This is a genomic window from Curtobacterium citreum (genome assembly GCF_006715175.1).
In the GTDB taxonomy this organism is placed as follows: domain Bacteria; phylum Actinomycetota; class Actinomycetes; order Actinomycetales; family Microbacteriaceae; genus Curtobacterium; species Curtobacterium citreum.
In genome coordinates, this window is the sequence record NZ_VFMQ01000001.1 from 1,260,707 (window position 1) to 1,281,841 (window position 21,135).

General features: G+C 71.9%; 16 protein-coding genes. 8 read left to right on the top strand and 8 right to left on the bottom strand.

Annotated elements, in window-relative coordinates; all coding sequences use genetic code 11:
* Positions 1–53: 53 nt before the first annotated feature.
* A complete protein-coding gene (gene valS / locus FB462_RS06090; RefSeq protein WP_141863267.1) occupies positions 54–2,633 on the bottom strand; it encodes a valine--tRNA ligase in 2,580 nt (859 codons plus the stop codon).
* A gap of 320 nt (positions 2,634–2,953) precedes the next feature.
* On the opposite strand from valS, the gene proP reads away from it, so the two are divergent.
* Positions 2,954–4,531, top strand: coding sequence for a glycine betaine/L-proline transporter ProP (gene proP, locus FB462_RS06095; protein ID WP_229666838.1), 1,578 nt, complete (start codon positions 2,954–2,956; stop codon positions 4,529–4,531).
* Positions 4,532–4,638: 107 nt separating this feature from the next.
* On the opposite strand, the gene FB462_RS06100 is transcribed toward proP, so the two are convergent.
* From FB462_RS06100 to FB462_RS06115, 4 genes are read right to left on the bottom strand one after another with little or no spacing between them, the layout of a single operon-like run.
* A complete protein-coding gene (locus FB462_RS06100) occupies positions 4,639–6,270 on the bottom strand; it encodes an ATP-binding cassette domain-containing protein (RefSeq protein ID WP_244289130.1) in 1,632 nt (543 codons plus the stop codon).
* Positions 6,267–7,157 (bottom strand): ABC transporter permease, encoded by an 891-nt coding sequence (locus FB462_RS06105; protein WP_229666836.1) that lies wholly within the window; start codon positions 7,155–7,157, stop codon positions 6,267–6,269. The genes FB462_RS06100 and FB462_RS06105 overlap by 4 nt, the downstream gene beginning before the upstream one ends.
* Entirely contained in the window at positions 7,154–8,179 is a 1,026-nt protein-coding gene (locus FB462_RS06110) for an ABC transporter permease (protein ID WP_244289131.1), read from the bottom strand. The genes FB462_RS06105 and FB462_RS06110 overlap by 4 nt, the downstream gene beginning before the upstream one ends.
* Positions 8,180–8,205: 26 nt before the next feature.
* Positions 8,206–9,873, bottom strand: a complete 1,668-nt coding sequence (locus FB462_RS06115) for an ABC transporter substrate-binding protein (RefSeq protein ID WP_141860732.1) — start codon at positions 9,871–9,873, stop codon at positions 8,206–8,208.
* Positions 9,874–9,904: 31 nt separating this feature from the next.
* Here FB462_RS06115 and FB462_RS06120 point away from each other — a divergent pair, with 31 nt between their 5' ends.
* Both FB462_RS06120 and FB462_RS06125 read left to right on the top strand, forming a co-directional pair.
* A complete protein-coding gene (locus FB462_RS06120; protein ID WP_141860734.1) occupies positions 9,905–10,504 on the top strand; it encodes a TetR/AcrR family transcriptional regulator in 600 nt (199 codons plus the stop codon).
* A gap of 132 nt (positions 10,505–10,636) precedes the next feature.
* Positions 10,637–12,136 (top strand): phospholipid carrier-dependent glycosyltransferase, encoded by a 1,500-nt coding sequence (locus FB462_RS06125; protein ID WP_141860736.1) that lies wholly within the window; start codon positions 10,637–10,639, stop codon positions 12,134–12,136.
* 1 nt (position 12,137) lies between these two features.
* Here FB462_RS06125 and FB462_RS06130 read toward each other — a convergent pair whose 3' ends face one another.
* Entirely contained in the window at positions 12,138–13,172 is a 1,035-nt protein-coding gene (locus tag FB462_RS06130) for a cation diffusion facilitator family transporter (protein ID WP_141860738.1), read from the bottom strand.
* Between the two features lie 240 nt (positions 13,173–13,412).
* Here FB462_RS06130 and ileS point away from each other — a divergent pair, with 240 nt between their 5' ends.
* Genes ileS through FB462_RS06155 form a run of 5 tightly spaced genes read left to right on the top strand, consistent with a single transcriptional unit; the run spans position 13,413 to position 19,894 of the window.
* Positions 13,413–16,667, top strand: coding sequence for an isoleucine--tRNA ligase (gene ileS / locus FB462_RS06135; protein ID WP_141860739.1), 3,255 nt, complete (start codon positions 13,413–13,415; stop codon positions 16,665–16,667).
* Complete coding sequence (locus FB462_RS06140) at positions 16,664–18,145, top strand: bifunctional folylpolyglutamate synthase/dihydrofolate synthase (protein WP_141860741.1); 1,482 nt, start codon at positions 16,664–16,666, stop codon at positions 18,143–18,145. Before ileS ends, FB462_RS06140 begins: the two co-directional genes overlap by 4 nt.
* Positions 18,145–18,561, top strand: a complete 417-nt coding sequence (locus tag FB462_RS06145; protein WP_083519912.1) for a DUF4233 domain-containing protein — start codon at positions 18,145–18,147, stop codon at positions 18,559–18,561. The genes FB462_RS06140 and FB462_RS06145 overlap by 1 nt, the downstream gene beginning before the upstream one ends.
* A gap of 36 nt (positions 18,562–18,597) precedes the next feature.
* Positions 18,598–19,017: a nucleoside-diphosphate kinase gene (ndk, locus tag FB462_RS06150; RefSeq protein ID WP_058741641.1), complete on the top strand. Its 420-nt coding sequence runs from the start codon at positions 18,598–18,600 to the stop codon at positions 19,015–19,017.
* 28 nt (positions 19,018–19,045) lie between these two features.
* Positions 19,046–19,894 (top strand): DsbA family protein, encoded by an 849-nt coding sequence (locus tag FB462_RS06155; protein ID WP_114849067.1) that lies wholly within the window; start codon positions 19,046–19,048, stop codon positions 19,892–19,894.
* A 92-nt stretch (positions 19,895–19,986) separates the two neighbouring features.
* Here FB462_RS06155 and FB462_RS17240 read toward each other — a convergent pair whose 3' ends face one another.
* Positions 19,987–20,136 carry a hypothetical protein gene (locus tag FB462_RS17240; protein ID WP_167510028.1) on the bottom strand — a complete coding sequence of 50 codons (150 nt, stop codon included), beginning with the start codon at positions 20,134–20,136 and terminating at the stop codon, positions 19,987–19,989.
* Between the two features lie 338 nt (positions 20,137–20,474).
* On the bottom strand, positions 20,475–21,077 hold the full coding sequence (locus FB462_RS06160; RefSeq protein WP_229666834.1) for a vitamin K epoxide reductase family protein: 603 nt from the start codon (positions 21,075–21,077) through the stop codon (positions 20,475–20,477).
* Positions 21,078–21,135 lie beyond the last annotated feature (58 nt).

Consider the following 21,135-nt stretch of genomic DNA (forward strand, 5'->3'; position numbering starts at 1 on the left):
GACCGGCGCGGGGCCGGCCGCTTCGACGACGTGACCGGCCCCGGGAGCCGACGCTACGCCTGCTGTTCGGCGAGCTCGATCTCGGTGACGGCGAGCTCGTCGCCGTCGGTGAACGACAGGTTCTCGATGCGGCCGACGGCCGCCAGGTCGACCGCCGCGCGCTCGATGAGCGCCCGCTGCTCGGCCGGCGCCGCGATGACGGCACGCGTCACGGGCGTCTTCTGGGACGCCTTGGCGGCGGTCTTCGCCCCCCGGATCCCGATGAGCGCCTGCCCGACCGCACCCAGCAGCCCCGTCGGCTCGGCCTGGGTGGGCAGCTCGGCCCGCGTCGGCCAGGAGGATCGGTGCACGCTGGTCTCGTGGGTCCAGGCCCACACCTCTTCCGTCGCGAACGGCAGGAACGGTGCGAGCAGCCGGAGCAGCGCGTCGATCGCGGCGCGGAGCGCCAGGACGGCGCTCGCCTGCGTCTCGTGCGTCGCGTCGGACGCCGTGCCGTAGGCACGCTCCTTCACGAGCTCGAGGTAGTCGTCGCAGAAGGTCCAGAAGAAGCGCTCGGTGACCTCGAGGGCACGGGCGTGGTCGAAGCCGTCGAAGGCCGCGGTGGCCTGGTCGACGACCGCGCCGAGCTCGGCGAGCATGTCGACGTCGAGCGCCTCGGTGACGCTCGTGGCACCCTCGGGCAGGGGGAAGCCGTAGACGAACTTCGCCGCGTTGAGCACCTTGATCGCCAGACGACGGCCGACCTTGATCTGCTTCGGGTTCTGCGGGTCGAACGCCGCGTCCGTGCCGAGCTTCGACGAGGCCGCCCAGTACCGGACCGCGTCCGCGCCGTGCTGCTCGAGGATCGACAGCGGCGTGACGACGTTGCCCTTCGACTTCGACATCTTCTTGCGGTCCGGGTCGACGATGAAGCCCGAGATGCTGGCGTGCTTCCACGGAGCGACGTCGGCCTCGAGCTGGCTGCGCAGCACGGTCGTGAACAGCCACGTGCGGATGATGTCCTGCGCCTGGGGGCGGACGTCGTACGGGAACACCAGGTCGTACAGCGCCGGGTCGGTCTCCCACTTGCCGGCGAGCTGCGGGGTCAGCGACGAGGTCGCCCAGGTGTCCATGACGTCGAGCTCGCCCTGGAACCCACCGGCGACGCCGCGCTGCGACTCGTCGTAGCCGGGAGCCGGCTCGGACGCGGGGTCGACCGGCAGCTGCGCCTCGGTCGGCACGATCGGCTGGTCGTAGACCGGGTTGCCGTCCGCGTCGAGCGGGTACCAGACCGGCAGCGGCACGCCGAAGAAGCGCTGGCGCGAGATGAGCCAGTCACCGGACAGGCCGCCGACCCAGTTGTCGTAGCGGACCCGCATGAAGTCCGGGTGGAACGCGATCTCCTCGCCGCGCTGGCGGAGCGTGGTCTTGAGATGCTCGTCGCGCGCGCCGTTCACGATGTACCACTGGCGGGTGGAGACGATCTCGAGCGGCTTGTCGCCCTTCTCGAAGAACTTCACCGGGTGGTTGATGGTCTTGACGTCGCCGACCAGCTCACCGGACTCGGTGAGGGCGTCGACGAGGACCTTCTTGGCGGAGAACACCGTCTTGCCGGCCATCTCGGCGTAGAGCTCCTTGCCGCGGGCGCTCTCGATCCAGGTGGGCTCGTCGGAGCGGACGCGACCGTCGAAGCCGATGATCGCGCGGTTCGGCAGCTGCAGCTCGCGCCACCACACGACGTCGGTGGTGTCGCCGAAGGTGCAGACCATCGCGATGCCGGCGCCCTTGTCCTGCTGCGCGAGGTGGTGTGCGAGCACCGGGACCTCGACGTCGAACAGGGGGGAGCGGACGGTTTTGCCGAACAGGTCCTGGAAGCGCTCGTCGTCCGGGTGTGCGACGAGGGCGACGCACGCGGGGAGCAGCTCCGGTCGGGTGGTCTGGATCACGACGTCCTCGCCGCCGTCGGTGCGGTGGAAGGCCAGGCCGTGGTACGCGCCGGGCATCTCCTTGTCCTCGAGCTCGGCCTGTGCGACCGCGGTGCGGAAGGTGACGTCCCAGAGCGTCGGGGCGTCGGCCTGGTAGGCCTCGCCGCGCTCGAGGTTGCGGAGGAAGGCGCGCTGGGCGCTCGCACGCGACGTGTCGTCGATCGTCCGGTACGACTGCGTCCAGTCGACCGACAGACCCAGGGTGCGGAACAGGTGCTCGAACTGCTGCTCGTCCTGGACCGTCAGACGCTCGCACAGCTCGATGAAGTTGCGGCGCGAGATGGGTAGCTGGTCGGCGGCCTTCGACGACTTGTCGTCGCCGCCCTCGAACGGCGGGACGAACGCGGGGTCGTAGGGGAGCTGCGGGTCGCAGCGGACGCCGTAGTAGTTCTGCACCCGACGCTCGGTCGGCAGTCCGTTGTCGTCCCAGCCCATCGGGTAGAAGACGTGCTTGCCGCGCATCCGCTCGTACCGGGCCTTGAGGTCGGTGTGCGTGTACGAGAACACGTGGCCGATGTGCAGCGAACCGGAGGCGGTCGGCGGCGGGGTGTCGATCGAGTACACCGCGTCCTTGGTCGCGCTGTCGCGGTCGAACCGGTAGGTGCCGTCCTGCTCCCAGACCGGACCCCAGACCTGCTCGAGTCCGTCGACGGTGGGCTTCTCGGGCATGGGCTTCGACACGGCGGGGCCTCTCGATCGATGTGTGCGGCACCGAGTCCGTGGTGAGGTGCCTGAGTGTCCGCGCGCACTGCGCGGCGAGTCGATGGTATCGCCAGCACGTGCGGCGGCGCACCCGCGGCGGATCGGCGCTGCGTTGCACGTGCGGCGGCGGTCCCGACTGCGTCTACCACAGGAGGGGTCGGGACACGCTGGAGAGCGCCTGGTAGTCTGTCGGAGTTTGTCCGGCGAACGTGGGTTCCGTCGGGACCGCACCGTTGCTCTCCGCCGGACGCCCGAAGGCAAGACTCAGCACTACCGGAGGAACGAACTTGGCACCGCACGAAGCACGGAACCAGCAGGGCGACCGCCCGCTGCGCACGAAGGCCGCCGCGAAGCGCGCGCGACGCAAGCTGACCGAGGACGACGTCACCGTCGTCGAGGAGTCACTGCTCAAGCGCGCGGTCGCCGCCGCCGCACTCGGCAATGCGATGGAGTGGTTCGACTTCGGCATCTTCGCGTACCTCACGGTCACGATCTCGAAGGTGTTCCTGCCCGAGGGCGACCCCACCTCGAACCTCGTCGCGACGTTCGGCTTCTTCGCCGCGGCGTTCATCGTCCGCCCGATCGGTGGCGCGGTGTTCGGCCCGATCGGCGACAAGATCGGCCGGCAGAAGGTCCTCGCGCTGACGATGATCCTGATGGCCGCCGGCACGCTCATGATCGGCCTCATCCCGTCGTACTCGACGATCGGCTTCTGGGCCCCGGTCCTGCTGCTCGTCGCGCGCTTCGTGCAGGGCTTCTCGACCGGTGGTGAGTACGGCGGCGCCGCGACCTTCATCGCCGAGTACTCGCCGGACAAGCGCCGCGGGTTCATGGGCTCGTGGCTGGAGTTCGGCACGCTGGCCGGCTACGTCCTCGGTGCGTCGATCGTCACCGTCCTGCAGTACGCCATGCCCGAGGACGCGCTCCTCAGCTGGGGGTGGCGCATCCCGTTCATCGTCGCCGGCCCGCTCGGCCTGATCGGGCTCTACCTGCGCCTGAAGCTCGAGGAGACCCCCGCCTTCCAGAAGCAGCAGGAGCAGGCAGCCGAGCGCGAGTCGCAGAAGACGCCGTTCCTCAAGCTGTTCGCCGAGAACTGGCGCTCGCTCATCGTGTGCATCGGCCTCGTGCTCGTCTTCAACGTGACCGACTACATGCTGCTGTCGTACATGCCGACGTACCTCGAGACGAACCTCGGCCAGAACGCGACGTTCGGCCTGATCCTGATCGTCATCGTGATGATCCTGATGATGGTCGTCATCACGTTCGGCGGTCGGCTGTCCGACAGGTTCGGTCGTCGTCCGGTCCTCGCCGCGGGCTGCATCGGCTTCCTCGTGCTGTCCTGGCCGGCGCTCAAGCTCGTCCAGACCGGCACCGGTGTCGGCGTCTTCACGGGTCTGCTGCTCCTCGGCCTGGTCCTGGTGACCTTCACCTCGACCATGCCGTCGACGCTCCCCGCGCTGTTCCCGACGATCATCCGCTACGGCGCCCTGGCGATCGCGTTCAACGTGTCCGTCTCGCTGTTCGGCGGCACCACCCCGCTCGCGACGCAGGCGCTCATCGCCGGTGCGAAGGACGCGGGCCTGTCGTGGGCCGAGGACATCCCGGCCTTCTACCTGATGGCCGCGGCCGTGATCGGCCTCGTCGCGGTGTACTTCACCAAGGAGACCGCCGCGACCCCGCTGATGGGCTCGGGCCCGACGGTCGCGCACGAGGACGAGATCGCCGACGTCATCAAGGACTACAACGACCCGACCTCGGAGCTCGCGCAGTCCGACTGGGCGAAGGACTTCTCGACGAGCGAGATCCCGATCATCTCGGGTGACGCCCCGAAGCCGGGGAAGGACAAGGAGACGACGGGCGCGTAGGCGCCACGTCCACCGGCCTGGAGGCGCGGTGCGGGTCCGTCCCGCACCGCGCCTCCTGTGTGTGGTCGCGTCGCGTGCGCCGGTTCCTGCTCGCGGGGCGGCGGCGCTCAGGACGGGCCGGCGGCCAGCCGCGCGGCCGCGGCCAGCAGGCGCGCGGTCTCCGGGTGCTCCGGCGCGGCCCACACCCGCGCGGCCGGACCGTGCTCGACGACCCGGCCGCCGTGCACGACGAGCACCTCGTCCGCCGTCCGCCGGACGGCCCGCAGGTCGTGCGACACGAGGACCATCGCGACCCCGGTCTCGTCCCGGAGCCGCTCGAGGAGCGTCAGCACCGCGTCCTGCACGGTCGCGTCGAGGGCGGTGACGGGCTCGTCGAGCACCACCACCTCGGGCGACGTCGCCAGCGCCCGGGCGATCGCGAGCCGCTGCCGCTGCCCGCCGGAGAGCGTCCACGGCGACCGTGGCCGCAGCGCCGGGTCGAGTCCGACCTGCCGCAGCGCCTCGTCGACACGTCCGCCCAGTGCCCCGCGCGCGCGGCGCTCGCGGCCGTCGGACAGCGCGTCCGCGAGCACCCGCTCCACCGTCCACCGCTCGTCGAAGGTGGCACCGGGGTCCTGCACGACGGCGGCCACACGGTGCCGGCGTGCTCGACGGTCGCGCTCCGGCAGCGGCACCCACGGCGCGCCGTCGAGCGTGACCGTGCCCGCGTCCGGTTCCTCGAGGCCGAGCAGCATCCGCGCGACCGTGGTCTTGCCCGACCCGGAGGCCCCGATCACGCCGAGGACGCGCCCCGGCCGCACGGTCAACGAGACGTCCTGCACCGCGGGAACGCCCGCGAAGGACCGGGAGAGGCCGCGCCCCGCGAGGATCGTCGGGCCGCCCGTCGCCGCGAGGTCGTCGCGAGCGCCGTCACCAGCATCGTCGCCGGCGTCGTCGCGCGATCGGTCGGCCCGGGCCGCGCGCACCAGTGCCTGCGTCACGGGGTGCTCCGGTGCGGCGAACACCGCCGAGGTCGGACCCTGCTCGGCCACCGTGCCGTCGTCCACGACGACGACCCGGTCCGCCCACCCCGCGACGAGCCCGAGGTCGTGCGTGATGACGAGCAGCCCGGCCCCGCGGCGCTGCGCGGCACGCAGCTGCTCCATCACGGTGACGGCGACGGCAGCGTCGAGGGCCGTCGTCGGCTCGTCCGCGACCACGAGGTCCGGAGCGCCGACCGTGGCCGCGGCGATCAGGGCACGCTGCCGCATCCCGCCCGAGAGCGTGCCCGCGAGCCGGCCGTCGTGCGCCAGGTCCGGGTCGAGGTCGACCGCCGCGAGCGCCGTCCGGACGGCGTCGACCCGCTCGGCGGCGGTCATCCGGGTGTGCAGCCGCAGGGCGTCGCCGACCTCGCGGCCGACCGGGCGGAGCGGGTCGAGGGCGCCCAGCGCCTCTTGACCGACGTAGCCGACCGTGGCACCGCGGAGTCGCCGCCACTGCCGCTCCGACAACCCCCGGACGTCTTGTCCGGCCAGCCTGAGTACCTCGGCGTCCACCGAGGTCCCGGCCGCCGAGAGCCCGAGCACCGCCCGCGCGGTGACGGTCTTGCCCGAACCGGAGGCCCCGACGAGCGCGACGCACTCCCCGCGCGCCACCGTGAACGCGACGTCGTGCACGAGCACCGCGTCACCCGCCCGGACGGTCAGGCCGCGCACGTCGAGCACGCTCGCGCCGAGCTCGTCCACGCCGGGCCCGCTCACCGCGGCGCCCCGCTCCGTCGGACGGCACGGCCGAGCACGGTCACGGCGGTCGCGAGCACGACGATCGCCAGCCCGGGGAAGGTGCTCGTCCACGGTGCCGTGAGCAGGTAGGTGCGACCGTCGGCGAGCATCGCGCCCCACTCCGGGGCCGGCGGCGGGGTCCCGACACCGAGGTAGCTCAGGGCCGACGCCCACACGACGGCCTGCCCGACGCCGAGGGTCGCCACCGCGACCACAGGCCAGAGCGCGGCGGGCAGGACGTGCCGCACCAGCACGACGCCGGGGGAGCGGCCCTGCAGCACGGCCGTCTCGACGACCTGCGAGCGCCGGGCCGTGCGGACGAGTCCGCGGACGATCCGTGCGTAGCCCGGCGCGGTCGCCGCCCCGACCGCGAGGGTCGCGGGCACCGGACCCGGTCCGGTCACCGCGATGACCACCAGGGCGACGAGCAGCAGGGGCAGCGCGAACGCCACCTCGGTGATCCGTCCGACGACCGCGTCGACGACCCGGCCACCGAGCCCGGCGACCGTCCCGAGGACGACGCCGGCGGAAGCGCCGACGAGGGTCGCGAGCACACCGACCAGGAGCGACGCCCTGGTACCCGCGACGACCCGCCCGAGCACGTCGCGCCCGGACTCGTCGGTGCCGAAGGGGTGCGCCCACGACGGCGCCTGCAGCGCGTCGGTCGGGTGCACGGCGAGCGGGTCCCCGCCGCCGAGCAGCGCGGGGAACACGGCCGCGACCACCGCGAGCACGACGACCGCCGCGGCGACGGTGCCGACCGGCCCGAGCGTCCCCCCACGGGACCGCTCGGACCGGCGGGCACGGTCGCCGGGGCGCTCCACGGCACCACCGGCCGGGAGGCGCGGGTCGACGATGCCGCTCACCGCGCCACCGCCCCGTGGCCCGTCCCGACCCGTCGCCGGGCACCGCTGCGCGCTGCGCCGTCGCCACCGCGGGGGTCGACGGCCCGCTCGACGAGGTCGGCCACCGCGAGCACGACCACGTACGCCACGGCGGACACCATCGCGATGCCGACGACGAGGGGCATGTCGCGCTGCGTCACCGCCGCGACCAGGGCGCGGCCGATCCCGGGCAGCGCGAAGACCGACTCGACGACGACCGCGCCGGACACGAGCGAGCCGAAGGCCCACGCGGACAACGCGATGCCCGGCAGCGCGGCGTGCCGGAGCAGGTGACGGCCGAACAGCCCCGCGCGGGACTCGCCGCGACCCCGCGCGGCGAGCGCGAACGCCGACCGCTGGGCGTCCACCACGCCGTCCCGGACCGTCTCGGCCAGGTAGCCGGCAACCGGCACCGCCACCGTCAGGACCGGGAGCACCCAGCCCGCCACGCTGTCGTCGGACACCGCGGGGACCCAGCCGAGGCCGCTCGCGAACACCACGATGAGCACGCTGCCGAGCCAGAAGTGCGGCACGACGCTCGCCGTGACCGTGATCGCCCCGGTCAGCGCCGCGGCCACCCGGCCCCGCTGCGTCGACCACCACGCGGCTCCGACCGCGAGGACCCAGGCGACGACGAGCCCCGTCACCGCGAGCGTCAGCGTCACGGGGAGCTGCTGCCCGAGGAGCGTCGCCACGGGCGTCCGGAACGCGTACGAGTCGCCGAGGTCGCCCGTCGCGAGCCGGCCGAGGAACACCGCGTACTGCACGAGCACGGGTCGGTCGAGCCCGTACTCGCTGCGGACCTGCGCGACCGCCTCGGCGGAGGCCTGCGACCCGGGCCCGCCGAGGATCGCGAGCGCCGGGTCACCCGGGATGAGCCGGATCGCGACGAACACGATCGTGGCGACCGCCCAGAGCACGCCGACCCCGCCGGCGACGCGACGGAGCCCCCACAGCGCCCAGCCGGACCAGCCGACGGGCAGGCCGCCGCGCGCACGACGCACCACGGCCCTCCCGTCCGGTGACCGCGTCAGCGGTCGATCCACGCCGTGCCGAACCACGGCGTCGAGACGGCCGTCGTGCGGATGCCGTGGACCGACGAGCGGTACAGGAAGTGGTTCTGCTGGTCGTACAGGGGGAGCACCGTGCCGCTCGCCAGGATCAGCCGCTGCGCCTGCTCGTAGAGCTTCCCGCGCTCGGCGGTGTCGGCGGTCTGCGCGGCCTGCTGCAGGAGCCGGTCGACCTGCGGGTCGTCGAGCTGGGCGAGGTTCGCGAAGTAGCCCGACGGCGCCGGTTCGATGCTCGCGCTGTCGTACAGGATGCGCAGGACGTCCGCGCCGACCTTCGTGTACGGGGCGCTGACGACGTCGTACTCGTTCTTCGCCAGGGCGGCGTACCAGCTCGACAGGTCGAGCTCCTGCAGGCGGACGTCGAACCCGACGGCCTTCTCCGATGCCTGGACCTGCTGGAACAGGCTGCGCTCGGCGGGCACCGACTGGTTCGTCGAGACCGGGAAGGTGACGGTCAGGCGCTGCCCGTCCTTCTCCCGCACGCCGTCGCTGCCGACCTTCCAGCCGGCCTCGTCGAGCAGCTGCTTCGCCTTCGTGGGTGAGTACCGGAACAGGCTCGGGTCGGAGTACCCGAACGGTTCGACGCTCGAGAGCACCGAGTACGAGCGCTTCGCGGTCCCGAGGAACAGGCTCTGCAGCCCGGGGTCGATCTCCGCACCGGCGATGAAGGCCTTGCGGACCGCCTCGTCGCGGAAGACGCCGTGGCCGGAGTTGAGCTCGAGCCGGTTCGAGGCGCCGGGCCGCGGGGCGTCGAGGTCGCGGATCGCGCCCTTCGCCGAGGCGGCCTTCAGCTGGTCGGGCTGCGCGTTGTCGATGACGTCCACCTGACCGGACTGCAGCGCCGCGTACCGCGAGGTCGAGTCGGGCAGGAAGCGCCAGGTGATGCCGTCGAGCCGCGGCTTCGTGCTGCCCCAGTAGTCGTCGTTCTTCGCGAGAGTGACCCGGTCGCCGTGCTTCCAGCCGGTGATCGTGAAGGGGCCGGTGCCGACGGGGGACTCGCAGTTCTCGGCCTGCGGGCGCTGCAGGGCCTTCGGGGACTCCATGCCCACCCACGGCTGCGAGAAGGACTCGAGCAGGGCGCTGTCCGGGCGGCTCAGGGTGAGCGTGACGGTGTGGTCGTCCGTCGCGGTGGCCTTCGTGATCGACTGCAGCGCGAGGTAGCCCGTGCTCGACGCCGTCGCCGGGTCCTGCACGTGCTCGATGTTCGCGACGACCGCCGCCGCGTCGAACGCCGTGCCGTCCGAGAACCGCACGTCGTCCCGGAGCCGGAACGTCAGGGTCTTCCCGTCGTCGCTCGTCGTCCAGGACTCCGCGAGGGCGGGGACCGGCTTGCCGTCGTCGAGCGCGGTGAGCTCCTCGATGTACTGCGTCGACAGCAGCGCCTGCGGGTAGTTCCCGCCGACGTGCGGGTCGAGGCAGGTCGGCTCGGCGTCCCCGGACGCGTAGGTCAGGGTGCCGCCGGACACCGGGGTGCTGTTCGACGTCGCCGCGCCGCCGCCCGTGCAGGCGGTCAGTGCCAGCAGGACCGCTGCGGCCCCGGCGACGGCGGTCGTGGTGCTCCGGAGGACGGTGCGACGGGAGCTGGCTCGGGGCGCGCGGGCTGTTTTCTGTACTCGGTCCAAGATCATGGCTGGTCGAGTCTAGCGGTTTACTGTGCGCATGGACGAGACGACCAGGCGCGGTGGCCGCCCCCGACGGTCGAGCGCCGAGGTGCTCGCCGACGCCGCCGCGGAGCTGTTCCTGGAGCAGGGCTACGCGCGGACGACGGTGGACCACATCGCCGCCCGGGCCGGGGTCAGCCGTGCGACGTTCTTCAACTACTTCGCCGCGAAGTCCGACGTGCTCTGGCTCGAGCTCGACGCCGCAGTGGCCGACGTCCCGCGGTTCCTCGCCGCGTCGACCGAGGCGAGCCCGGTCCGCGCCGTCGAGGAGGCCCTGCTCGCGGCTGCCCGGGCGCACGACCCGGAGCGCGTGCCGTGGGCGATCGCGCAGGCCGAGGTGATGGTCATCGGGTCCGAGCTCGTCGCCAGCGTGGCGGCGCGGGTGATGGCGCAGCACGGGGCGGTCGCGGCGTTCGTCGGGTCGCGGACCGGGGAGCACCCGATGTCGCTGTGGCCGCAGACGGTGTCCGGGGCGATGCTCGGTGCGGCCGCGGCGGCGTTCGGCGTGTGGGTCGCCGACGGCGTCGGGCGCCGGGCGCTCGTCGAGTACGTCGGGGCGGCCCTGACACCGGTCGCGGTGGGGCTCGACGCGCACTGACCGACGAGCCGGCGTCGCCGCGGCGCCGTGGTGGCCGCCCGCATCGCTGCTGCGGCGTCGTCGTCTGAACGAACCCCGAGGCTGGGGCGTCCGTGCACGGCTCCCGTCCGCACGGCCGTGGGACCATCCGGCGTGACCTCCCGCCGTCCCGCGCTCGCGGCCTCCCGCCGTCCCGCGCTCGCGGTCACGACCCGGGCGGCGGTGTTCGTGGCCGTGGCGTCGCTCGGGGTCTTCGACGCGCTCTTCCGGATCGGTCGGGTGACCCGCATCACGGACGAGGTCGCCTACGTCGGCGCTGGCTGGGACTACGTCCACGGCGTCTTCACCGCGAACCTCGAGCACCCGCCGACCGCGAAGTACCTGTTCGGGGTCGCCCAGCTGGTGGCTGGCCAGGGCGTCACGGGTCCGCGGACGGTGGTCGCGCTCGCCGGACTCGCGATCGGGCTCGTGCTGTTCCTGTTCCTCCGTCGCCCGCTCGGGTACTGGGGTGGCCTCACCGCCGCCGCGCTCTGGTGGCTGACACCGCGCGCCAACGGGCCGACCTGGTACGACGTGGCGAGCGGGACGCCCGCGCGGATCGACCGGCTCGCGTTGCTCGACCCCGTGATGACGGCCTTCGCCGTGGTCGCCGTCGCCGCCGCCTGGCAGTGGACGGTCGCCGCCTCGGCTGGCCGGTCGTCCCGGTGGTGGTGGGCAGCCCTCGCTGGGGCAGCGCTGGCACTGTCGGCGACGTCGAAGGTGTCGACGGCGGTCCTCGTCCTGCCGCTCCTGGTGCTGCCCGTGCTGTTCCGACGGTGGCGGGACCTCGCACTCGGCGGCGCACTCGCGGCCGCGGTCGCGGTCGCCCTCGCCGCCGTGCTCTACCTGCCGGTCGGCGGGCTCGACGCGATCGCCTACATGGTGCGTTTCCAGACCGCGCACGACACGACCGGGCACCTCGTGTCGGTGCTCGGACGGACGTACCTCGTCGCACCGTGGTGGACGGGGCTGCTCTGGGCGCTGCAGGGACTCGGGTGGCCGACGGTCGTCGTGCTCGGTACCGGGACGCTCGCAGCCCTCGTGGTCCGGCCGGACCGGCTCGTCGCGTACCTCGCCCTCTGCCTCGGCGTCCTCGTGGCGTTCTACTGCACGTCGAGCGTCGCCCTGCCGCACTACTACTACGCCTGGGTGCCGTTCCTCGTGGCGCTCGCCGCGGTCGGGTTCACCCGGCTCGCCCGGCTGCGCCCACCGTGGACCGCGGTCGTCGCGGCGCTCGTCCTCGCCGTGGCGGTCGTGCCGGCCGGGCAGCTCACCACTGCGGTCGCCGAGGTCCGGCCGACGGGGTACGCGGTGCTGGCGGGTGCGCTGGCCGACCACGGCTACCGGGGCGGGCCCATCCTGTTCGTCGGTGCCGCCCGGCAGACGTACAGCACGGTGTTCCGGACCGAGGGGCGGATGCAGGGCACCGACGGGCGGTTCGTCGCGATCGTCGAGGACACCGATCCGCGCTTCCCGATGACGGCCGGCTTGGCCGCCGTGCTGCGGGACCACCCACATGCGTTCGACGCGTTCCGCATCGACCAGCTGCGCGCGTGGGTCGTCCGCAGCGGTGCCGTCGAGGCGCGGGGCGACGCCGTGCGACTGGTGCCGTGAATCACTCGGTGCGCAACGTGCCCGCGCCCCCGGCCGCGACGTCCTCCACCGTGCCGTCGCGCACCGTCGAGGGCACCTGCCCGTCCCCGCGTGACCGGAGCGACGCGTCACCCGGGATGCTGAGCGTGAGCACCGCCTCCTCGATGTACTGACTCGTCTCGAGCGAGGCCTCCACCCGGCGCAGCCGGACCGCGACGTGCTCCTCGTCCTCGTTGCCCTCGAGGTCGACCGCCGCGACGAGGAACACCCGCGACGGTCCGACGAACTCGAGGTGCAGGTACGTGACGCGCTCGACCTCGTCGCGGCGGAGCAGCTCGGTGAGCACGGCGTCCTCCAGCTCCGGCGAGGTGGCCTCGCCGAGCAGGAACCGACGGTTGCGCTCGATGAGCACGATCGCGACGACGCCGAGCAGCACGCCGACCGCGATGGAGCCGATCGCGTCGAAGACCGCCAGGCCCGTGACCTGGTGCAGGAACACGCCCAGGAAGGCGATGACGAGGCCGATCAGGGCCGCGGCGTCCTCGGCGAAGACGGCGCGGAGCGTGGGGTTCGAGGACTGCAGGACGTGCCGCAGGACGGGGACGCGGCGCTTGGTCGCGGCGCCGTGGGCCTGCCGGAACGCCTGCACGAAGCTCGTGCCCTCGAGGACGAACGCGACCGCGAGCACGAGGTAGTTGAGCAGCAGGTCCTCGGCGGGACCGGTCTCCCCGAGCTGCGTGATGCCGTGCCAGATCGACACGACGGCGCCGGCGGTGAACAACCCGAACGCGGCGAACATCGACCAGATGTAGGTCTCACGGCCGTAGCCGAGCGGGTGGCGGGCGTCCCGCGGCTTCGCCCCGCGCCGCTCGGCGACGAGCAGGAACACCTCGTTGCCCGTGTCCGCCCACGAGTGCGCCGCCTCGGCGGTCATCGACGCGGAGCCGGACAACAGGGATGCGACGGTCTTGGCGATCGCGACGAGCAGGTTCGCGGCGAAGGCGATGACGACGGTGAGCAGGGACTCGGGCCGGTCCTGCTTCTCAGACGAGGGCATCGCTCCAGCATGCTCCGGTCTTGTAGACTCGGCCCCACAGGCGTCGAACCGGCCATCACCGGGGAGCCTCCGGCAGAACGCGGCAGCACCACCGCCGTCAGTAGAACCGGGCGGACCGGACCGCACCCCATCCGGCGAACGAGCGGTCGGTCGCAGCGCGAGCAGCGGCCGGCAAGCGAGGTGGTACCGCGGAGCGCGCTCCGTCCTCGTGGAGACGAACCGAACCCACAGGAGCAGCTCGTGGCCTACCCCCTCAACGTCCCCGCAGACGGCGTCGACCCGTCGCCGAGCTTCCCCGCCGTCGAGCAGGGGATCCTCGCGTTCTGGAAGGGCGACGACACCTTCCAGGCCTCGATCGACCAGCGCGACGGGTGCACCGAGTGGACGTTCTACGACGGCCCGCCCTTCGCCAACGGCCTGCCGCACTACGGCCACCTGCTGACCGGGTACGCCAAGGACGTCTTCCCGCGCTACCAGACCATGCGCGGCAAGCAGGTCCACCGCCGCTTCGGCTGGGACACGCACGGCCTGCCCGCCGAGCTCGAGGCGATGCGCCAGCTCGGCATCACCGAGAAGCACGAGATCGACGCGATGGGCGTCGACGTCTTCAACGCCGCCGCCAAGAAGTCCGTGCTGCAGTACACCGACGAGTGGCAGCAGTACGTCACCCGCCAGGCGCGCTGGGTCGACTTCGAGGACGACTACAAGACCCTCGACGTGACCTTCATGGAGAGCGTCCTGTGGGCGTGGAAGCAGCTCTGGGACAAGGGCCTCGCGTACGAGGGCTTCCGCGTCCTGCCGTACTGCTGGAACGACCAGACGCCGCTGTCCAACCACGAGCTCCGCATGGACGACGACGTCTACCAGATGCGCCAGGACCAGTCGGTCACCGTCGCGTTCCCGCTGCGCGGGACCCGCGCGACGGAGCTCGGACTCGACGGAGTCCGCGCCCTCGCCTGGACGACGACCCCCTGGACGCTGCCGACGAACGCGGCGCTCGCGGTCGGACCCGAGATCGCCTACGCGGTCGTGCCGGCAGGGCCTGGAGGCGCGGCTGACGGCGATCCCGCCGGTTCAGCCCGGTACCTGCTCGCGTCCGACACCGTGGCCGCGCACGCGAAGGACCTCGGCTACGAGAGCGCCGAGGACGCGCTCGCCGCCGTGCTGCGCACGGTCGTCGGCGCGGAGCTCGACGGCGTCGAGTACGAGCGGCTGTTCGACTTCCTGGCCGACCAGGAGGGCTACGAGCACGCCTGGCGCATCCTCGTCGCCGAGTACGTCGAGACGGGCGAGGGCACGGGCATCGTGCACCAGGCCCCCGCGTACGGCGCCGACGACCAGGAGGTCTGCGCGGCCGCGGGCATTCCCGTCGTGCTCTCCCTCGACGAGGGCGGCCTGTTCACCGCGCAGTTCGGCGAGGTCGCCGGCATGCTCTGGTCCGACGCGAACAAGCCGCTGACGAAGGCCGTGCGCGAGATGGGGCGCCTGCTCCGCCAGGCGTCGTACGAGCACAGCTACCCGCACTGTTGGCGCTGCCGGAAGCCGCTCATCTACAAGGCGGTCTCGTCGTGGTTCGTCCGGGTCACGGCGTTCCGTGATCGCATGGGCGAGCTGAACCAGGACATCAACTGGGTGCCGGACAACGTCAAGGACGGCCAGTTCGGCAAGTGGGTCGGGAACGCGATCGACTGGTCGGTCTCCCGCAACCGCTACTTCGGCACGCCGATCCCGGTGTGGGTGTCCGACGACCCGGCGTACCCGCGGCAGGACGTCTACGGCTCGCTCGAGGAGCTCGAGCGCGACTTCGGCCGGCTGCCGACGAACGCCGACGGCGAGGTCGACCTGCACCGTCCGTTCATCGACGAGCTCACCCGGCCGAACCCCGACGACCCGACCGGGCGGTCGACCATGCGCCGCATCACCGACGTGTTCGACGTGTGGTTCGACTCCGGCTCGATGCCGTACGCCCAGGTGCACTACCCGTTCGAGAACCGCGAGTGGTTCGACGCGCACAGTCCCGCGGACTTCATCGTCGAGTACATCGGGCAGACCCGCGGCTGGTTCTACGTCATGCACGCGCTGTCCACCGCGCTGTTCGACCGCCCGGCCTTCCGCAACGTCATCAGCCACGGCATCGTGCTCGGCTCGGACGGGCAGAAGATGTCGAAGTCGCTCCGGAACTACCCGGACGTGTCGGAGGTCTTCGACCGCGACGGCGCCGACGCGATGCGCTGGTTCCTCATGTCGTCGTCGGTCATCCGCGGCGGCAACCTCGTCGTGACCGAGGAGGGCATCCGCCAGGGCGTCCGCGAGTTCCTGCTGCCCCTCTGGTCGACGTACTACTTCTTCACGCTGTACGCGAACGCGTCGGGGGAGACGGGGTACCAGGCCTCGCGCAGCACGGCGAGCACCGACGTGCTCGACCGGTACCTGCTCGCGAAGACCCGCGTGCTCGTCGAGGACGTCACGACGCACCTCGACGCGCTCGACACCCCGCTCGCTGCCCAGGCCGTCCGGGACTTCGCCGACGTGCTGACGAACTGGTACGTCCGGCGCTCGCGCGACAAGTTCTGGCTCGGGGCGGACTCGTCGCCCGAGGCCCGCGCCGCGTTCGACACGCTGTACACCGTGCTCGAGACGCTGACCCGCGTCGCCGCACCGCTCGCGCCGCTCGTGACGGAGGAGATCTGGAAGGGCCTGACCGGCGGACGCAGCGTCCACCTGACGGACTTCCCGGACGCCGGCGAGTTCCCCGCGGACGACGCCCTCGTCGCCGCCATGGACCGCGTCCGCGACGTCGCCTCGAAGGGCCTCGCGCTCCGCAAGGCCACCGGCAAGCGCGTCCGTCTGCCCCTCGCCACCCTGACCCTCGTCGTGCCGGACCCCGCCGCCGTCGAGCCGTTCGCGGACATCCTCCGCGACGAGCTCAACGTGAAGCGGGTCGTGCTCGAGGAGCAGGAGGAGTCCTCGCTCGGCCGGTACGGCATCGAGCGGAAGCTCACCGTGAACGCCCGCGCCGCCGGTCCGCGCATCGGCAAGCAGGTCCAGCAGGTGATCCCGGCCGCCAAGAAGGGCGACTGGGTGGCGACCGAGACCGGCGTCACCGTCGGCGGCGTCGACCTCGTCGAGGGTGAGTACACGCTCGACCTCACGGTCGCGGACGACTCCGTGGCGGTGGCGTTCCTCGACGGCGGCGGCTTCGTGGTGCTCGACACCGTGACGACCCCCGAGCTCGAGGCCGAGGGCCTGGCGCGCGACGTCGTCCGGGCCGTGCAGCAGGCCCGTCGCGACGCCGACCTCGACGTCAGCGACCGGATCGCCCTGACGCTCCGGGTCTCCACCGAGGCCGAGGCGGCGGTCCGCACGCACGAGCAGCTCATCGCGGCGGAGACCCTGTCGACGAGCGTGACCGTGACCCCGACGACGTTCGCGCCCGGTGCGGGCTCGGCCGTCGGCGACGCAGCGACGGTGTCCGTGGAGGTGGCACGCGCATGAGCGACGGCAACCAGTACGACGACGACCGGTACGACGACCACGACGGCGTCGACCAAGACGGCGCCGACGGCGTGGAGATCCCGGTCGGACCCGCGGGCGACACGTCCCCGGCCGACCCCCTGCCCTACGGCGGGGACGACGACGAGGTCCGCCGTGTCGAGGCCGCGCTCCTGGCCCGGGTCGGCGAGCAGGCACCCGAACGGCGGCTGCACGCGACCCGCCGCGCCGTCGAGCTCCTCGGCGACCCGCACCTGGCGTACCCGGTGATCCACGTCACGGGCACGAACGGCAAGACCTCGACCGCGCGGATGGCCGAGAGCATCGTCCGCGCCCACGGGCTGCGCACCGGGCTCATGACGAGCCCGCACCTGGTGTCGATCCGGGAGCGCATCGTCGTCGACGGCGAACCGATCGCGGCGGCCCGCTTCGTCGAGAACTGGGACGACATCGTCCCGATCCTCGAGATGACCGACGCCGAGCTCACCGCGAAGGGCGAGCTCCCGCTGACCTTCTTCGAGGCGCTCACCGTCCTCGCCCTGGCGTGCTTCGCCGAGGCGCCGGTGGACGTCGCCGTGATCGAGGTCGGCATGGGCGGCGAGTGGGACTCCACCAACGTCGTGCAGAGCCAGGTCGCGGTGTTCGCCCCGATCGCGATCGACCACGCGAAGCAGCTCGGCAACACCGTCGCCGAGATCGCCCGCACCAAGTCGGGCATCATCAAGCCGTCCTCCGCTGTCGTGTCGAGTGCGCAGACCCCCGAGGCGCTCGCGGAGCTCGAGCGGGCGGCCGACCTCACCGAGTCGACGCTCGCGGTCGAGGGCACCGGGTTCTCCGTCGTGTCCGACACCCCGGCGGTGGGCGGGCAGCTCGTCACCGTGCAGGGCGTCGCCGGGCGCTACGACGACCTGTTCGTCCCGATGTTCGGCCAGCACCAGGCGCACAACGCGGCGCTCGCGATCGCCGCGGTCGAGCAGTTCCTCGGCCGCGGGTCGCAGGCGCTCGACGAGGACGTGCTGTCCGAGGGCCTGGCCGCCGCGACGAGCCCCGGCCGACTCCAGCCGATCGCGCAGGACCCCACGGTCGTCGTGGACGCCGCGCACAACCCGCACGGTGCCCGCGCCCTGGCCGAGGCGCTGCCCGTGGCGTTCCCGTCGGGACACGTCGTCGGCGTCGTGGGCATCCTCGGCGACAAGGACGCCCGCGGGTTCGTCCGCGCGCTCCGGGACACCGTGCAGACGTTCGTCGTCACGCAGCCGCCGGGGGACCGGGCGCTCGACGCGGACGCCTTCGCCCGGATCGTCGTGGCCGAGGTCGGTGAGGACCGCGTCGTCGTCGAGCCCTCGCTCGAACAGGCCCTGCACGAGGCCCGAGACCTCGCGGACGAGGCGGACGCCGAGGACGCGCTCGTGCTCGTCGCCGGTTCGATCGTCATGGTGGGCCGGGTCATGGACCTGGTGCACGCAGAAGGTGAGCGGTGATGACGGACGCACCACGCGCCTCCAGGCCGGGTCGACCGCCCCGGGTGCGGAAGCCGCGTCGCGAACGCGGGGCGCAGGAGAGCCTGCTCTCGATCACCCTCGTGCTCGAGGCGATCATGTTCTTCTTCCCGATGCTCGTCGTGTACGGCAAGGGCACGCTGCCGCCCCTAGCGGCCTTCGGCGGGGGCATCGCGGCGATGATCGTCCTCGCAGCTGCCTCACGCCTGACGGGCAAGTCGGCCGGTGTATGGTTCGGGTGGCTGCTGCAGGCGGCCATCCTCGCCACCGGGCTGATCGAACCGTTCATGTACGCGGTGGGCGTGGTGTTCCTGGCGCTGTGGGTGTTCTGCTTCGTCAAGGGCGGTCAGCTCGACCGGCAGAACGCCGCGCGGCGCGCCGCTCTCGGCGAGGAGTGACCAGCACCCCCGCGACCGAACACTAGGAGCAACTGCGTGTCCGACCTCGAAGAGACCCTCGTCCTCGTCAAGCCCGACGGCGTCGCCCGCCAGCTCACCGGAGAGATCCTCCGGCGCATCGAGGCCAAGGGCTACGAGATCGTCGACCTGAAGATGCTGACCGCGCCGCGCGACCTGCTCGACGCCCACTACGAGGAGCACCAGGGCAAGCCGTTCTTCGAGCCCCTCGTCGAGTTCATGCAGTCCGGGCCGGTCGTCGCCGTGCGCGTCGGCGGCAACGCGGTGATCCAGGGCTTCCGCTCGCTCGCCGGCACCACCGACCCGACGACCGCCGCTCCCGGCACCATCCGTGGCGACCTCGGCCGCGACTGGGGCCTGAAGGTCCAGCAGAACCTGGTGCACGGCTCCGACTCGCCCGAGTCCGCCGCGCGCGAGCTCGCCCTCTGGTTCGCCTGATCCTCCGGCCCGACAGGACATCGAAGCGATGACGAACAACGACCGACCGACCAAGAACGAACGCCGGCAGCACGCCCGCGAGGTCGCCCGGGAGCGCGCCGAGGCCGAGAAGCGCCGCAAGCGCCGGAACAAGTGGTTCCTGCAGGGCGGCATCGGCCTGGGCATCGTGGCCGTCGCGGCGATCATCGCGATCGTCGTGGTGAACGTGAACAGCGGCGGGACCACCTCGGCCGCTGGCCCGAAGAACATGGCGACCGGTGCGATCCAGTTCACCGGGCAGAACGGCGAGGTCACCCCGGTGACCTCGAAGGCCGTCAGCGCCTCGGGGACCGAGTCCGCCGTGCCGACCAAGGGCGTCGACGGCTCCGTGCAGGTCACCGAGTACGTCGACTGGGCCTGCCCGATCTGCAAGCAATTCGAGGGCGCCTACGCCGACCAGATCCTGGACAAGGTGAAGTCCGGCGAGGTCACGCTCGCGATCCACCCCGTGTCGATCCTCGACCACAGTTACGCCGGCTCCCGGTACGCCAGCCGTGCCGCGAACGCCGCGATGTGCGTCGCGAACTACGAGCCGGACAAGTTCCTGGACGTGCAGACGCAGTTCTTCGACAAGCAGCCGGAGGAGGGCACGAAGGGCCTGACGAACACCGAGATCGAGGACCTCGTCAAGGCCGGCGGAGCGACCTCCTCCCAGGTGGCGTCGTGCGTCGCCGACGAGTCCTTCAAGGGCTGGGTCACGAAGACCACGAACGTCGTGCTTGCGGACACCTCCCTGCAAGGTGCCCAGGGCTTCGGCACGCCGACCATCGTGGTGGACGGCAAGCGCCTCGACAACCTGACCGACGTCATGACCGCGATCGAGTCCGCAGCGAAGTAGCCAGTGGCTGCCTGAGCAGCCAGAAGGGCCCCGTTCCCTCGGGAACGGGGCCCTGCCCTCACACTGGTCCGACCACGTTCACGCGATCGAGATCACGCCGGTCCCGCCTTGATCCAACCCGTCGACAGGCACTTCGGGAACTTGTAGATGACGCTCTTCCCGGTCCCGACAGCGATCGCCGGGCTGGACTTCGTCCAGGACGGGAAGCCGACCCACCCATCGCAGTGTGCGGTGAACTTCATGCTCGTCATGTTCCAGCACGTCGCGCTCGCGTAGCCATCCAGCGGCGTCCACGCTGCGTTCTGGCACCCCTTCGCGGCAGCCGACGCCGGGGCAGCCATCGCAACGGAGCCCCCCACGAGCGCACATCCGATCAACGCGGCGGTCAGGATCCGTCGTGCGCGCATCTTCTTCATCATCGTGTTTCCCTCCATCGGGCGTCCCCGAGCCCCCTTCGGCCTCTTGCACGGACGCCTCAGGGCGACCGTAGCGCGTCGTAGTTGCACGCCACAACTGGAACCGGCGGCGAGGTTGTGGGAGTCGTGGTCGGAAGCGGCCGAGGGCGGTCCGCCCTGAGGACTCAGAGAGTGGCGAGCACGCGCGGGAACATGATCAGGATCGACACGACGATCACGGCGTAGTTCGCCAGCACGAACGCCCACGAGTAGGGCAGCAGCGTCCGACCGACCCGCTGGAGCCCGGCGCCGAAGCGCCCCTGCGCCGCGTTCCAGATCGTGAACACCCAGAACATCGGGATGGTCATCGACCAGACCAGCAGGCACCATGGGCAGAGGTAGCCGATCACCCACACGGTCTGGGTGAACAGCCACGTCACGAAGACCCAGGCGAGGAAGACGCCGGTGTTGAACGCGACCCAGAACCACCGACGACCGTTCTGCGCACCGGCGAGGAGCATCACTCCGACGGCCACCGGGGCCACGAAGCCCATGACGCCGAGCAAGGGGTTCGGGAAGCCGAGGAGGTGACCCTGCCAGCTCGTCATGACCTGGGAGCAGTTGACGAACGGGCTGACGTCACAGCTGAGTGCCTTCGTCGGGTTCTCGTACTTCGCGAACTCGTCGAGGACCAGGGAGAAGGACGCGTAGAGGCCGACCAGCCCGGTCACCAGCAGGAAGATCCCCATGGCGATCGGGCGGCGGGGCGTGGTTGCGCTCGTGCTCACGGCGTCATCTTCGCACGCCGGTTCCGGCCCTTCCCTGGCAGGGCGTGCGACAATGACG

What these genes read in the sequence shown, in the direction of transcription:
- FB462_RS06130 (WP_141860738.1), bottom strand. Translation starts at nt 13,172, where the DNA reads ATGCCCTCGTCTGAGAAGCAGGACCGGCCCGAGTCCCTGCTCACCGTC.
- FB462_RS06140 (WP_141860741.1), top strand. Translation starts at nt 16,664, where the DNA reads ATGAGCGACGGCAACCAGTACGACGACGACCGGTACGACGACCACGAC.
- FB462_RS06120 (WP_141860734.1), top strand. Translation starts at nt 9,905, where the DNA reads ATGGACGAGACGACCAGGCGCGGTGGCCGCCCCCGACGGTCGAGCGCC.
- FB462_RS06155 (WP_114849067.1), top strand. Translation starts at nt 19,046, where the DNA reads ATGACGAACAACGACCGACCGACCAAGAACGAACGCCGGCAGCACGCC.
- FB462_RS06145 (WP_083519912.1), top strand. Translation starts at nt 18,145, where the DNA reads ATGACGGACGCACCACGCGCCTCCAGGCCGGGTCGACCGCCCCGGGTG.
- FB462_RS17240 (WP_167510028.1), bottom strand. Translation starts at nt 20,136, where the DNA reads ATGAAGTTCACCGCACACTGCGATGGGTGGGTCGGCTTCCCGTCCTGG.
- FB462_RS06115 (WP_141860732.1), bottom strand. Translation starts at nt 9,873, where the DNA reads ATGATCTTGGACCGAGTACAGAAAACAGCCCGCGCGCCCCGAGCCAGC.
- valS (WP_141863267.1), bottom strand. Translation starts at nt 2,633, where the DNA reads ATGCCCGAGAAGCCCACCGTCGACGGACTCGAGCAGGTCTGGGGTCCG.